Genomic DNA, 12,891 nt, shown 5'->3' with positions numbered 1-12,891 from the left:
GATAACGGCACACATGAAAAAATGAAAATCAGCGGGCGCCCGGCAACTGCAGCCAGTGGGCCAGCAGCGATTCAAGCAGCAGGGCGCGGTTGAGGTTGGCCTTGCCCAGCACCTTCTGGCGCTGTTCCAGGATCCATGCCTGCACCTCCAGCACCTTGGCCTGGCGGCTCTTCTGCGCCAGGTAATGCACCACCTTGCGCATATCGGCCAAGCCTAGCCCCTCCTCGTCCTGGGTCAATTGGTAGCGCAGGATCAGGTGCGCCCAATCGCAGAACCAGTCGAACAGCAGCAACAGCGGTACACCGTTCCAGGCATCGGCCAGCTGGCTGGGCGATTGCTGCTGCTTGAGCAGCTTCTTCACCCCGTCGGTGACCAGCGCGCGCTGCTCGCGCACGCCTTGCGCCTGCAGGCTGACCGCCATCAGCGGCGAACCGGCAGCCAGGGTCAGCAACTCGTCGCGCTCGGCCTCGTCACTGTCAGGCAGCGCGCCGGCCAGCCAGGCCTGGCTCTGGGCCAGGCTGGGCTGCGGGCAGGCGACCTGCTGGCACCGGCTCTTGATGGTCGGCAACAGGCGGCTGGGCTGGTGGGTGACCAGCAGCAACACGGTATCGCCGGAGGGTTCTTCGAGGCTCTTGAGCAGGGCGTTGGAGGCGTTGACGTTCATCGCTTCCACCGGCTCGATCAGTACCACCTTGCGCCCACCCAACTGCGCGGTCTGCACCACGAAGGCCACCAACTCGCGCACCTGGTCGACCTTGATCGGCTTGTCGGCTTCTTCGGGCTCGAGGACGAAGTTGTCCGGGTGGCTACCGGCCTTGAGCAGCAGGCAGGACTTGCACGCGCCACAGGCCTCCAGGCCCTGGGGCTGCTGGCACAGCAGGCGGGCCATCAGGCGCTCGGCCAGGGCCCGCTTGCCGATGCCCTGCGGCCCATGCAGCAGGTAGGCGTGAGCGTGCTGGCTGCGGCCGGCCAGTTGCTGCCAGAGGGCCTGCTGCCAGGGATAGGCCTCAGCCACGGCAACGCTCCAGGATGCCTGGCAGCAGTGAATCAATGGCGCGCTGCACGGCCTCCAGAGGCTGGGCGGCATCGAGCAGGCTATAGCGCTGTGGTTCGCGGTTGGCGCGCTGCAGGTAGGCCTGACGCACCGCTTCGAAGAACGCCTGGCCTTCCTGCTCGAAACGGTCCAGGCGGCCACGGGCGGCGGCGCGGGCCAGGCCCACTTCGACCGGCAGGTCAAAGACCAGGGTCAGGTCCGGGCGCAGGTCGCCCTGGACGAACTGCTCCAGGGTGGCGATCCGCTCGACCGACAAACCGCGCCCGCCGCCCTGGTAGGCGTAAGTGGCATCGGTAAACCTGTCACACAACACAACCGCCCCGCGGGCCAGCGCCGGCCGGATCACCTGAGCCAGGTGCTGGGCACGCGCAGCGAACACCAGCAACAGTTCGGTGTCGGCTGCCATGCTTTCATCGCTGGGCGCCAGCAGCAGCTCGCGCACCTTTTCGGCCAGCGGCGTGCCGCCGGGTTCACGGGTCAGCACCACGTCCAGGCCCTGCTCGCGCAGGCGCGCAGCCAGGTAGTCGCGGTTGGTGCTCTTGCCCGCGCCTTCGGGGCCTTCCAAAGTAATAAACAAGCCGCTCACAGGCAGTCCTTAATGTTGTTCGTCAGGCATCGGCCGTTCGGCCGCTTGCGCGCCGCCGGCAGGGGCGTCCTGCACAGGCGGCTGGTCGGGCGCTGGCTGCGCGGTAGACTCGTCGGCAGGCGCCTCGGGCTGTTCGGCCTCGTCGGTACTTGGTTGTGGTTGGGGTTGTGGCTGCGGCTGCGGCTCTGGCTGCGATTGCGGCGCGGGGCTGGAGCGGTAGTCCGCACGGCGCTTGAGCTGGAACTCGCGCACCGCCGAGTTGTGGTCGTCGAGGTCGTCGGAAAACACGTGGCTGCCATCGCCACGGGCGACGAAGTACAGGCTGGTGCCATCGGACGGGTTGAGCGCCGCGTGAATCGCTTCGCGACCGACCATGGCGATCGGGGTCGGCGGCAAGCCGGTTATGGTGTAGGTGTTGTAAGGCGTCGGCTCGCGCAGGTCGGCGCGGGTGATCTTGCCGTTGTAGCGCTCACCCATGCCGTAGATCACCGTAGGGTCGGTCTGCAGCATCATGCCCAGGCGCAGGCGCCGCACGAAAACGCCGGCGATCTGCCCGCGCTCCTGGGGAATGCCGGTCTCCTTCTCTACCAGCGAGGCCATGATCAGCGCCTGGTACGGGTCACGGTATGGCAGGTCGGTGGTGCGCTCGGCCCATTCCTTGGCCAGCACTTCGTCCAGGCGCATGTAGGCCTGCTGCAGCAACTCGACGTCGCTCATGCCGCGCACGAAGCGGTAGGTGTCCGGGAAGAAGCGCCCCTCGGGGAACACACCGGTATGGCCGAGCTTGTCCATCACTTCCGAATCGGACAGCCCATCCAGCGTGTGCTTGATCTTTTCATGCTTGGCCACGGCCGAGCGCACCTGGCGGAAGGTCCAGCCTTCGACCAGGGTCAGGTTGTACTGCACCACGTCGGCCCGACGCCAGGCATCGAACAACTGCTCCACGGTCATGCCGGGGGTCAGGCGGTACTCGCCGGTGTGCAGCGGGGTGCCGGCCATGTTGAAGCGCCAGTACAGACGCAACCAGACGGCGTCGTCGAGCAACCCTTCGTTCTGCATGCGATAGAACATGCGATTGGGGGTGGTGCCATTGGGCACGTCGAGCAGGCGCTCCTGCGTCACGTGCAGGGGCTGCTCCAGGACCGAGTTGACCTTCCAGGCCGACCAGCCCACGGCAAGGCCGGCGAGGATCAAGCCCATTTCCAGCAGCAGCAGGAATTTACGTCTCACGAATTCAGGTTTCCAGTAACGTACGGGCAACGGCCTGCAGTTTACGGGTGAGCGGGCCCGGCGACCAGTTTAGCGCGGCAACGCCACGCACGGGCCAGACACCGTAGACGCTGTTGCAGACAAATACTTCATCTGCCTGCTCCAGCGCGTCGAACGGCAGGTCGCAGACCTGCACCGGGATGCCCAGCAGCGCTGCTTGTTCCAGCAACGCGGCCCGCATCACGCCAGCGACGCCACAGCGGCTGAGGTCGGCCGTGAACAGCACGCCATCGCGCACCAGGAACAGATTGCTGTACACCCCTTCGATCACCCTGCCCTGCCCATCACGCATCAGGCCTTCGGCATGTTCGCTGTCCTGCCATTCGGCACGGGCCAGCACCTGCTCCAGGCGGTTGAGGTGTTTGAGGCCGGCCAGCAGCGGTTGTTCCCCAAGCCGGGTCTGGCACGGGAACAGGCGCACGCCGTGCTCGGCATGTTCGACAGGATAGCTGGGCAACGGGCTGCCCTGCAGAATACGGCGCGGCGCGGCACCGGCAACCGGTGCGTAACCGCGCTGGCTGTCACCACGAGTAAGGATGAGTTTGGCTACGCCATCACCGAGCTGGCTGGCATAGCGCAGGAGTTCGTCGCGCACCAGCGCAAGGTCGGCACTGATTGCCAGGCGCTGGCAGCCCAGCGCCAGGCGTGCGAGGTGGCCGTCCAGCAGGCTGGGCCGGCCGCCGCGCACGGCGATGGTCTCGAACAGCCCATCGCCGTAGGCCAGGCCGCGGTTCTGCAGGTTGACTGCAGCCGCCGGCTGGCCATCGATCCAGCTGTGCATCAACCGGCGAACCGGCGGAATACCAGCGAACCGTTGGTGCCGCCAAAGCCGAACGAGTTGGACAGCACCACATCGATCGGCATGCTGCGCGCCTGGTGCGGTACGAAGTCGAGGTCGCAGCCTTCGTCCGGCTCATCCAGGTTGATGGTGGGCGGAGCCATCTGGCTGTTGATCGCCAGCACACTGAAGATCGCTTCCACGGCACCGGCGGCGCCCAGCAGGTGGCCGGTCATCGACTTGGTCGAGCTGACCGCCAGCTTGTAGGCATGCTCACCGAACACGCGCTTGATCGCCGCCACTTCGGCCACGTCGCCAGCAGGGGTCGAGGTGCCATGGGCGTTGATGTAGCTGACCTCTTCCGGCTGGATGCCGGCATCACGCAGGGCGTTGGCCATGCAGCGGGCAGCGCCTTCGCCGGTGTCGGGTGGCGAAGTCATGTGGTAGGCGTCACCGCTCATGCCGAAGCCGACCAGCTCGGCATAGATGGTCGCGCCGCGGGCCTTGGCGTGCTCCAGCTCTTCGAGCACCAGGGCACCGGCACCGTCGGACAGCACGAAGCCGTCACGGCCCTTGTCCCACGGGCGGCTGGCCCGGGTCGGCTCGTCGTTGCGAGTGGACAGTGCACGGGAGGCACCGAAGCCGCCCATGCCCAGGCCGCAGGCGGCCATTTCGGCGCCGCCGGCGATCATCACGTCGGCTTCACCGTAGGCGATGTTGCGCGCGGCCATGCCGATGCAGTGGGTACCAGTGGTGCACGCGGTGGCGATGGCGTAGTTCGGCCCTTGCAGCCCCAAGTGGATTGACAGGAAGCCGGAGATCATGTTGATGATCGAGCCAGGCACGAAGAACGGCGAAATGCGACGCGGCCCCGAATCGTGCAGGGTGCGGCTGGTTTCTTCGATGTTGGTCAGGCCGCCGATACCCGAGCCCATGGCCACGCCAATACGCTGGCGGTTGGCGTCGGTGACTTCCAGGCCGGCATTACGCACTGCCTGGAACCCGGCCGCCAGGCCGTACTGGATGAACAGGTCGAGCTTGCGGGCCTCTTTGGCCGACAGGTATTGCTCGACCTCGAAGCCTTTCACCGAGCCGCCAAAACGGGTGGAGTAGGCAGACAGGTCCGTGTGTTCGATCGGACCGATGCCACTGCGGCCAGCCAGAATGCCCTGCCAGGTGCTCGGTACATCAGTACCCAGTGGCGACAGCATACCCATACCGGTGACCACGACGCGTCTACGCGACACAGTACTCTCCTTTTCTAATGACAGAGTTTCTTGCCATTGCATTCAAGCAATGGAATGAAATGGCAACAAGCTCTTGGTACCCGGTGAACGAGCCCGATCTGCAAAACGCAGGGTGCTCGCAAAGAAAAAACCGCACGCCGGCAAAGGCAGTGCGGTTTTTCCCGACAAGAAGCGTCGACTACAGCGTCTTAGGCCTGGTGGGCTTTGACGTAGTCTACAGCAGCTTGAACGGTAGTGATCTTCTCGGCTTCTTCGTCAGGGATTTCGGTCTCGAATTCCTCTTCCAGAGCCATCACCAGCTCAACGGTGTCAAGCGAATCGGCACCCAGGTCATCGACGAAGGACTTCTCGAGAGTCACTTCCTCTTCCTTGACGCCCAGTTGCTCGGCGACGATTTTCTTGACGCGTTCTTCGATGTTGCTCATACCTAGGTTTACTCCTAATGGATATATGTCAGGCAGCTGGCCGGTGGCTAATTTTATAGAAAGACGTTCGCTTTTCAAGCTAAACGCACCTTCACACCAGTCACCACACCCGCTGCCTGGAATCTGGTTGCAGCTTTATAACGGATTTTAGGCTCGCAGTATGACTCTTTTTTTACGAAATCCGTCACATTGAGTTGCAGTGTTACATGTACATCCCGCCGTTGACCGGCACGGTGGCGCCGGTTACGTAGGCTGCGCCGTCGGATGCCAGGAACGAAACCACCTTGGCGATTTCGTCTGCCTGGCCCAGGCGGCCCAGCGGAATCTGGGTCTGCAGGGCTTCGCGCTGCGCTTCTGGCAGCTCACGGGTCATGTCGGTGTCGATGAAGCCCGGGGTCACCGAGTTGACGGTGATGCCACGCGAGCCCACTTCACGCGCCAGGGCGCGGCTGAAGCCTTCCAGGCCGGCCTTGGCGGCCGCGTAGTTGGCCTGGCCGGCGTTGCCCATGGCACCGACGACCGAGCCGATGCTGATGATACGGCCCCAACGTGCCTTGGTCATGCCACGCAGCACGCCCTTGGACAGACGGTAGAGGCTGTTCAGGTTGGTATCGATCACGTCGAACCACTCGTCGTCCTTCATGCGCAGCATGAGGTTGTCACGGGTGATACCGGCGTTGTTGACCAGGATGGCCGGTGCGCCGAACTGCTCGCCGATGGCGGCCAGCACAGCTTCAACCGATTCGGCGCTGGTCACGTTCAGTTCCATGCCGGTACCGGTGATGCCGTGTTCTTTCAGGGTGGCAGCAATGCGCTCGGCGCCGGAGGCCGAAGTGGCGGTGCCGATCACGGTCGCGCCCTGGCGGCCCAGCTCGAGGGCGATGGCCTGGCCAATGCCACGGCTGGCGCCGGTGACCAGTGCAACTTTACCTTGCAGGCTCATGCAAGCTTCTCCAAATCAGGCCAGTGCCGCGCGGGTGGCGGCGACGGCGTCAGGGGTATTGAGGTTGTAGGTGGTCACGCCATCGGCGCAACGCTTGTTCAGGCCAGCCAGGACCTTGCCCGGGCCGCACTCGACCAGGTTGACCGCACCGTTGGCGGCCAGGGTCTGCACGCATTCGACCCAGCGCACTGGCTGGTACAGCTGCGCCAGCAGGTCGTGCTTGAGGGCATCGAGGTCAGCGGCAACGGCAGCGGTGACGTTCTGCACCACGGGGATTTGCGGGGCGTGCCACTCGATGGCATTGACCGACTCGGCAAAGCGCTCGGCAGCCGGCTTCATCAGCGCGCAGTGCGACGGCACGCTGACCGCCAGCGGCAGGGCGCGCTTGGCACCCTTGGCCTTGCACAGTTCGATGGCGCGATCGACGGCGGCCTTGTTGCCGGCGATGACCACCTGGCCTGGCGAGTTGAAGTTGACCGCGCTGACCACCTGGTCTTCGGCCGCTTCGGCGCAGATTTCCACGACCACGGCGTCATCCAGGCCGAGAATGGCGGCCATGGCGCCATGACCGGCCGGCACGGCTTCCTGCATCAGCTGGCCACGGCGCTCGACCAGGCGCACGGCATCTTTCAGGCTCAGGCTGCCGGCGGCAACCAAGGCGCTGTATTCACCCAGGCTGTGACCGGAGACGAAGGCCGGCCTGGCACCGCCCTCTTCCAGCCACAGGCGCCACAGCGCGATGGACGCGGTGAGGATGGCCGGCTGGGTCTTGTCGGTCTGGTTGAGTTGCTCTTCCGGGCCTTCCTGGACCAGCTTCCACAGGTCGTAACCGAGTGCCTCGGACGCTTCCTTGAAGGTTTCGATGATCACTGGCTTCTCGGCGCCGAGCTCGGCGAGCATGCCCAGCGACTGGGAACCTTGACCGGGAAAGACGAATGCGAGAGATGCAGACATTGAACAAGCCCTTATGATCTTGTCGTCGGATAGGGTGCGCCGGGCTTTGGGCCAGGCGCGGAATCTGAAAGCTTGGATGGATACCCAGACCAAGCGGTCACATTTAAGCACTTCAGCGGCGATATGCCTAAGGTCTTTGTTTACCTGTACCGGCCCTTTCGCGGGCTTGCCCGCTCCCACAGATACCCCACAATCTTCAGCCCTGTGGCAATCCTGTGGGAGCGGGTTTACCCGCGAAGGGGCCGGCACAGGCTACAACAGCAGGTCCTCGAGCCGCCCATGCAAGCGCTGCGGCAGGTTTTCCTGGATCTCGATCAACGCCCGCTGGATGGCACTCTGGAAGCCCTGCACCCCCGCCGAGCCATGGCTTTTGATGACGATGCCCTGCAACCCCAGGAAACTCGCGCCATTGTGCCGCGCCGGTGCCAGGTCGGCCTGCAGGCGCTTGAGCAGCGGCATGGCCACGGCCCCGGCTGCCCGCGACAACACGCCACCCTTGAACAACTGCTCGATGCGCGCGCCGATCATCGTCGCCAGCCCCTCGCTCGACTTGAGCAGGATATTGCCGACGAACCCGTCGCACACCACCACATCGGCTTCGCCGCGATACAACCCGTCACCTTCGACGAAGCCTATGTAGTTGAGCCCGCGGGCGTTCTGCAACAGGCTGGCCGCCAGCTTGACCTGCTGGTTGCCCTTGATGTCCTCGGTACCGATGTTCAGCAGTGCCACGCGCGGCCGCTGCACACCCAGGGCCTGGGCGGCCACCGAGCCCATCACGGCGAACTGGTAGAGGTTCTCGGCGCTGCAGTCGACGTTGGCGCCAAGGTCGAGCAACTGGCAGTAACCGGTCTGGGTCGGGATCGCCGCCACCATGGCCGGCCGGTCGATACCCGGCAGTGTCTTGAGCACGAAACGCGAGAGCGCCATCAGCGCCCCGGTATTGCCGGCGCTGACGCAGGCCTGAGCCTTGCCGTCGCGCACCAGTTCGAGGGCGATGCGCATCGACGAATCCGGCTTGCCGCGCAGCGCCTGGGATGGCCGCTCGTCCATGCCGACCACCTCGCTGGCGGCCACGATTTGCAGGCGCGCGCGATCCGCAGCCGCAAGGCCGCTGACAAGATCTTCAAGGAGGGAGGGTTGACCGACGAGGGTCAGGTGCAGCGAGGGGGTAGCCGAAAGGCAGGCAATGCTAGCCTGGACAATGCTGCGGGGACCGAAGTCCCCGCCCATTGCGTCGATCGCGATGATCTGAGCGGACAAGGATTACTCGTCAGCGCCCTTGTCGACCACTTTGCGACCACGGTATACGCCTTCTGGCGAAACGTGGTGACGCAGGTGTACTTCACCAGTGGTTTTCTCTACCGACAGCGCGTTTTCCGACAGGGCGTCGTGCGAACGGCGCATGTCACGGGCAGAGCGGGATTTTTTGTTCTGCTGAACAGCCATAATTGATTAACTCCTAAACGTTTGGGTCACGCTTTAACTGCGCCAAAACACTGAACGGGTTGGACCGCGATACCTCGTCCTTGCTCGATTCGGGCTCGTCTGCGCCCGCCGGCTGCTGGCATTCTTCCGGATGATGAGCAGGCACGATTGGCAAGGCGAGCAGAAGCTCCTCCTCGATCAATGCCTGCAGATCCAAAGGATCTTCGCCCAGTTCCAGCACGTCATAGCCTTTCGGCAACGACTGGGTATTCGCACCCTCCTTCACCACGGCGTATGTACATTCGCTGTGGATCGGCAGGGTGACCAGCTCAAGACAACGCTGGCAAACCATCTTGACCTCGACGTCGAGCTCGCTGTGGATAACCACCACGTGCTGTTCATCTCGTTCAAAATCGAACTTCGCCTGCACCGTACCGACATTGTCGGAAAGCGGGTCGCAGAGTCTTTCCAAATCAGCGAGTTGCAGCGAACCGTTAAGGGTTACGCCACGATCGGCTAATTTGCGCGGGTCAACGTGAGGTGGAATCGGGTCATTCAACATAGGCGCAGCATTCTAGGGATGCCCCCCGCCCCTGTCAAAGGAAATTCGGCGGCATCGTGCGTGATAGAATTTGTTCAACTGATTCAGGAGTCTACCATGCTTCCTCTGTTACTGGCTTCCAGCTCTGCCTACCGCCGCGAACTGCTTGCGCGCCTGCGCCTGCCCTTCACCTGGGCAAGCCCCGATATAGACGAGCGGCGCCTGGATGACGAACCGGCGGTGGAGCTGGTGCGCCGGCTGGCCAGGCAAAAAGCCGAGGCCCTGGCGGGCAGCCACCCCGGGCACCTGATCATCGGTTCGGACCAGGTTGCGGTGCTGGGCGAGCAGGTACTGGGCAAGCCGCACACCTTCGAGCGGGCCTGCGAGCAGCTGCTGGAGTGCAGCGGGCAGCAGGTGAGCTTCCTGACCGGGCTGGCATTGCTGAACAGCGCCACCGGGCACTGCCAGGTGGACTGCGTGCCGTTTACCGTGACCCTGCGCGAACTGGACCGAGAGCGAGTGGAACGCTATGTAGCGGCGGAACAGCCGCTGGACTGCGCCGGCAGCTTCAAGGCCGAGGGGCTGGGGGTGAGCCTGTTCCAGAGCACGCACGGGTGCGATGCGACCAGCCTGATCGGGCTGCCACTGATTAGATTGGTGGATATGTTGACCAAAGAAGGGGTGGTGATTCCCTGAGATTCTGGGGCCGCGCCGCGGCCCTTCGCGGGCACGCCCGCTCCCACAGGCGTGTCGCAACCTGCGAAGGGGCGCAAAGCGCCCCCCGGCAATCCCGGATCAGCGCAACTGCGGCCCCTGGAACCCCATCCACATCGCCAGGCGCTCAGCCACACTGGCCCCCACACGCTTGGAGAAGCGATCGAGCGCAGACTCCTGCACGGTGAAGTCCACCAGTTCCTTCTCGCCCACGATCTCGCGCGCCACATAGCTGGCACTGCCCAGCCCGTCCACCAGGCCCAACTCCTTGGCCTGCTCGCCCGACCAGACCAAGCCACTGAACAGCTCCGGATGCTCCTTGTCCTTCAGGCGTTCCCCCCGCCCCTGCTTGACCATGGCAATGAACTGCTGGTGCGTGGTATTCAGCACGCCCTGCCAGAACTCGGTCTCTTCCGGCTTCTGCGGCGAGAACGGATCAAGGAAGGCCTTGTGCTCGCCTGCAGTGTAGGTGCGCCGCTCCACACCCAGCTTCTCCATGGTGCCGACAAAGCCATAACCGGCCGCCGTCACACCAATCGAGCCCACCAGGCTGGCCTTGTCGGCATAGATCTCGTCCGCCGCACTGGCGATGTAGTAGGCACCGGAAGCGCCAAGGTCGGCGATGACCGCATACAGCTTGATGGCCGGGTATTCGGCCCGCAGACGGCGGATTTCGTCATACACGTAACCCGACTGCACCGGGCTGCCTCCCGGGCTGTTGATGCGCATCACCACAGCCTTGGTCTTGCTGTCCTTGAACGCCTCGCGCAAGCTCTTGACAATATTGTCGGCGCTGGCCGGCTCCTGGTCGGCAATCACCCCGCGTACCTCGACCAGCGCGGTATGGCTGGCACTGCGCGACGCGGCCTTGTCCATGTCCATCAACGGTGTGAACAGGATCAGGATGCCGAACAGGTAGACGAAGGTCAGCAACTTGAAGAAGATCCCCCAGCGTCGCGCCCGACGCTGCTCCTGAACGCCTGCCAGCAGGGTCTTTTCCAGCAGCTTCCAGCTCTTGCGCTCTTCGCGCTCCTCGGGTTCAGCCTCGGGGGCTTTCCATTCGTCTGCCATGCTTACCTACCTTGGAAATGGAATTGCGGAACCACCCAGCCACTCACGCAACTGGGAAAAATGATCGATGCACACCTGCGGACCAAACTCGGCCAGCGCCCGCAGCGACATGGCACCGTAGCCCACGGCCACCGAATGCATGCCGGCATTGCTGGCCATCTGCAGGTCGAATGCCGAATCGCCAACCATCAGCGCACGCCCCGGTTCGACACCGCAATGACCGAGAATTTCCTCGAGCATCAGCGGGTGCGGCTTGCCGCGGGTCTCGTCGGCGGCGCGAGTGATGTCGAAAAACTGCTCCCAGCCATTGGCCTTGAGCACCCGGTCCAGCCCGCGACGCGCCTTGCCGGTGGCCACCGCCAGGCGGTAACCCTCGGCACGGAAGGCATCCAGCGACTCGACCACACCCTCGAACAGCGGCGAGGGCTGCTGGTCCAGGGCCATGTAGATATCGGCATAGTGCTGACGGAAGCTTTCGACCTGAGCAGGCGCCAGGTGCGGGTACAGGGTGTGGATCGCCTCGCCCAGGGCCAGGCCGATGATGCCCTTGACCGCGTCCTCGCTGCTTTGCGCCTCACCGGCACGCTCGGCGGCGGCGTTCATGGCCTCGACGATACGCCCGATCGAGTCGGCCAGCGTGCCGTCCCAGTCGAAGATCAGTAGCTCATAGCCTTTTTTCATAGGTCAGGACGCACTCAGACGTTCAACGGTTTTCGCCCATACTTCATCCACTGGCGCCTCGAGCTTCAGCTCGCCACCGTCTGGCAGCGGCACGGTCAGCGCATACGCATGCAGGAACAAGCGCTTGCCGCCCAAGTCGCGAATTTCGCGACTGAAGTCTTCGTCGCCGTACTTGCTGTCGCCAGCGATCATATGCCCGGCATGCAGGGTGTGCACGCGGATCTGGTGGGTACGACCGGTGATCGGGCGCGCCTCGACAATGGTGGCGAACTCGCCGAAGCGGCGCAGCACGCGGAACAGGGTCAGCGCCTCCTTGCCCTCGTCGTTCACCTCGACCATGCGCTCGCCGGAGCGCAGGTTGCTCTTGAGCAACGGCGCGTTGACCTGCTTCTTCGAGGTCGGCCAGTGGCCGCGCACCAGCGCCATGTAGCGCTTGTCGACACCGTCGCCGCGCAGCGCGGCGTGCAGGTGGCGCAGCATGCTGCGCTTCTTGGCGATCATCAGCAGGCCGGAGGTGTCGCGGTCCAGGCGGTGCACCAACTCCAGTTCCTTGGCGTCCGGGCGCAGCTGGCGCAGCGCCTCGATCACGCCGAAGCTCAGGCCGCTGCCGCCATGCACGGCGATGCCGGCCGGCTTGTTCATCACGATCAGCGCCTTGTCTTCGTAGACGATGGCCGCTTCCAGGCGCTGCAACAGGCCCTGGGCTACCGGCGCTGGCTCGTCACGTTCCGGCAGGCGGACGGGCGGTACCCGCACGATGTCGCCGGCCTGGATCTTGTACTCCGGCTTGACGCGCCCCTTGTTGACCCGTACTTCACCCTTGCGCAGGATGCGGTACACCAGGGTCTTGGGCACGCCCTTGAGGGCCGTGATGAGGAAATTGTCGATGCGTTGGCCGGCAAGCTCCGGCGCGACTTCGATCAGCTGAACGCCGGAAGTCGGAGGGGTATTGGTCGTCATGGCGGGATCATAACAATTTTTTATGGAATTGAAGCACTTAATCATTGCTGCTATAGTCGCGAACGCCGCCAAAAGCGGCAGGCCAGCGGCACCAGGCTCCTAGCCGGTCCCTGACCAACGCAATTCTCCAGGACGCGAGGCCGTCCTACGGGGTTTTCGCCAGTTTACCGAATTGCCTGGAATCGCCACCAGCGCTGTGTAGAGAAGACCGAAAAAAAACGACAAGTGCGGTGTTTCACC

Annotated in this window: 15 protein-coding genes; 1 reads left to right on the top strand and 14 read right to left on the bottom strand. The window is 64.0% G+C overall.

Annotated elements, in window-relative coordinates:
* Nucleotides 1–28: 28 nt before the first annotated feature.
* From ABX298_RS18065 to ABX298_RS18015, 11 genes are all read right to left on the bottom strand, one after another.
* The gene (locus ABX298_RS18065) at nucleotides 29–1,015 is read right to left on the bottom strand and encodes a DNA polymerase III subunit delta' (RefSeq protein WP_367393426.1); all 987 of its coding nucleotides are present in this window, start codon (nucleotides 1,013–1,015) and stop codon (nucleotides 29–31) included.
* A complete protein-coding gene (tmk, locus tag ABX298_RS18060) occupies nucleotides 1,008–1,640 on the bottom strand; it encodes a dTMP kinase (protein WP_367393425.1) in 633 nt (210 codons plus the stop codon). Before tmk ends, ABX298_RS18065 begins: the two co-directional genes overlap by 8 nt.
* Before the next feature lie 9 nt (nucleotides 1,641–1,649).
* On the bottom strand, nucleotides 1,650–2,870 hold the full coding sequence (mltG, locus tag ABX298_RS18055; protein ID WP_367393424.1) for an endolytic transglycosylase MltG: 1,221 nt from the start codon (nucleotides 2,868–2,870) through the stop codon (nucleotides 1,650–1,652).
* Between the two features lie 4 nt (nucleotides 2,871–2,874).
* On the bottom strand, nucleotides 2,875–3,690 hold the full coding sequence (gene pabC, locus ABX298_RS18050) for an aminodeoxychorismate lyase (protein WP_367393423.1): 816 nt from the start codon (nucleotides 3,688–3,690) through the stop codon (nucleotides 2,875–2,877).
* On the bottom strand, nucleotides 3,690–4,934 hold the full coding sequence (gene fabF, locus ABX298_RS18045) for a beta-ketoacyl-ACP synthase II (RefSeq protein WP_015269411.1): 1,245 nt from the start codon (nucleotides 4,932–4,934) through the stop codon (nucleotides 3,690–3,692). Before fabF ends, pabC begins: the two co-directional genes overlap by 1 nt.
* A 188-nt stretch (nucleotides 4,935–5,122) precedes the next feature.
* On the bottom strand, nucleotides 5,123–5,359 hold the full coding sequence (acpP, locus tag ABX298_RS18040) for an acyl carrier protein (protein WP_016715141.1): 237 nt from the start codon (nucleotides 5,357–5,359) through the stop codon (nucleotides 5,123–5,125).
* A 202-nt stretch (nucleotides 5,360–5,561) separates the two neighbouring features.
* Entirely contained in the window at nucleotides 5,562–6,302 is a 741-nt protein-coding gene (gene fabG, locus ABX298_RS18035; RefSeq protein ID WP_003247160.1) for a 3-oxoacyl-ACP reductase FabG, read from the bottom strand.
* A 15-nt stretch (nucleotides 6,303–6,317) separates the two neighbouring features.
* Entirely contained in the window at nucleotides 6,318–7,256 is a 939-nt protein-coding gene (fabD, locus tag ABX298_RS18030) for an ACP S-malonyltransferase (protein WP_023661404.1), read from the bottom strand.
* A 252-nt stretch (nucleotides 7,257–7,508) separates the two neighbouring features.
* On the bottom strand, nucleotides 7,509–8,519 hold the full coding sequence (plsX, locus tag ABX298_RS18025) for a phosphate acyltransferase PlsX (RefSeq protein ID WP_075044133.1): 1,011 nt from the start codon (nucleotides 8,517–8,519) through the stop codon (nucleotides 7,509–7,511).
* Between the two features lie 3 nt (nucleotides 8,520–8,522).
* Nucleotides 8,523–8,705, bottom strand: coding sequence for a 50S ribosomal protein L32 (gene rpmF, locus ABX298_RS18020; protein WP_003247154.1), 183 nt, complete (start codon nucleotides 8,703–8,705; stop codon nucleotides 8,523–8,525).
* A 13-nt stretch (nucleotides 8,706–8,718) separates the two neighbouring features.
* Nucleotides 8,719–9,246 (bottom strand): YceD family protein, encoded by a 528-nt coding sequence (locus ABX298_RS18015; protein ID WP_012313431.1) that lies wholly within the window; start codon nucleotides 9,244–9,246, stop codon nucleotides 8,719–8,721.
* Between the two features lie 96 nt (nucleotides 9,247–9,342).
* Between ABX298_RS18015 and ABX298_RS18010 the strand changes: the two genes are divergently transcribed.
* Entirely contained in the window at nucleotides 9,343–9,921 is a 579-nt protein-coding gene (locus tag ABX298_RS18010) for a nucleoside triphosphate pyrophosphatase (protein ID WP_063911718.1), read from the top strand.
* A 99-nt stretch (nucleotides 9,922–10,020) separates the two neighbouring features.
* On the opposite strand, the gene sppA is transcribed toward ABX298_RS18010, so the two are convergent.
* From sppA to rluC, 3 genes are read right to left on the bottom strand one after another with little or no spacing between them, the layout of a single operon-like run.
* Nucleotides 10,021–11,010 carry a signal peptide peptidase SppA gene (gene sppA, locus ABX298_RS18005; RefSeq protein ID WP_013971572.1) on the bottom strand — a complete coding sequence of 330 codons (990 nt, stop codon included), beginning with the start codon at nucleotides 11,008–11,010 and terminating at the stop codon, nucleotides 10,021–10,023.
* Nucleotides 11,011–11,016: 6 nt separating this feature from the next.
* Entirely contained in the window at nucleotides 11,017–11,691 is a 675-nt protein-coding gene (locus ABX298_RS18000) for an HAD family hydrolase (RefSeq protein WP_075044131.1), read from the bottom strand.
* A 3-nt stretch (nucleotides 11,692–11,694) separates the two neighbouring features.
* The gene (gene rluC / locus ABX298_RS17995) at nucleotides 11,695–12,651 is read right to left on the bottom strand and encodes a 23S rRNA pseudouridine(955/2504/2580) synthase RluC (protein ID WP_025338212.1); all 957 of its coding nucleotides are present in this window, start codon (nucleotides 12,649–12,651) and stop codon (nucleotides 11,695–11,697) included.
* Between the last annotated feature and the right edge of the window lie 240 nt (nucleotides 12,652–12,891).

The organism is Pseudomonas sp. X4 (assembly GCF_040784925.1).
In the GTDB taxonomy this organism is placed as follows: Bacteria; Pseudomonadota; Gammaproteobacteria; order Pseudomonadales; family Pseudomonadaceae; genus Aquipseudomonas; species Aquipseudomonas putida_Z.
Note: the sequence above shows the minus strand (reverse complement) of the source record. Positions and strands in the feature narration are given on the sequence as shown.

Bases quoted from the DNA above. Each gene is read 5' to 3' on its own strand.
- pabC (WP_367393423.1), bottom strand. From the start codon at position 3,690: ATGCACAGCTGGATCGATGGCCAGCCGGCGGCTGCAGTCAACCTGCAG.
- acpP (WP_016715141.1), bottom strand. From the start codon at position 5,359: ATGAGCAACATCGAAGAACGCGTCAAGAAAATCGTCGCCGAGCAACTG.
- fabG (WP_003247160.1), bottom strand. From the start codon at position 6,302: ATGAGCCTGCAAGGTAAAGTTGCACTGGTCACCGGCGCCAGCCGTGGC.
- fabD (WP_023661404.1), bottom strand. From the start codon at position 7,256: ATGTCTGCATCTCTCGCATTCGTCTTTCCCGGTCAAGGTTCCCAGTCG.
- rpmF (WP_003247154.1), bottom strand. From the start codon at position 8,705: ATGGCTGTTCAGCAGAACAAAAAATCCCGCTCTGCCCGTGACATGCGC.
- ABX298_RS18015 (WP_012313431.1), bottom strand. From the start codon at position 9,246: ATGTTGAATGACCCGATTCCACCTCACGTTGACCCGCGCAAATTAGCC.
- ABX298_RS18010 (WP_063911718.1), top strand. From the start codon at position 9,343: ATGCTTCCTCTGTTACTGGCTTCCAGCTCTGCCTACCGCCGCGAACTG.
- sppA (WP_013971572.1), bottom strand. From the start codon at position 11,010: ATGGCAGACGAATGGAAAGCCCCCGAGGCTGAACCCGAGGAGCGCGAA.
- ABX298_RS18000 (WP_075044131.1), bottom strand. From the start codon at position 11,691: ATGAAAAAAGGCTATGAGCTACTGATCTTCGACTGGGACGGCACGCTG.
- rluC (WP_025338212.1), bottom strand. From the start codon at position 12,651: ATGACGACCAATACCCCTCCGACTTCCGGCGTTCAGCTGATCGAAGTC.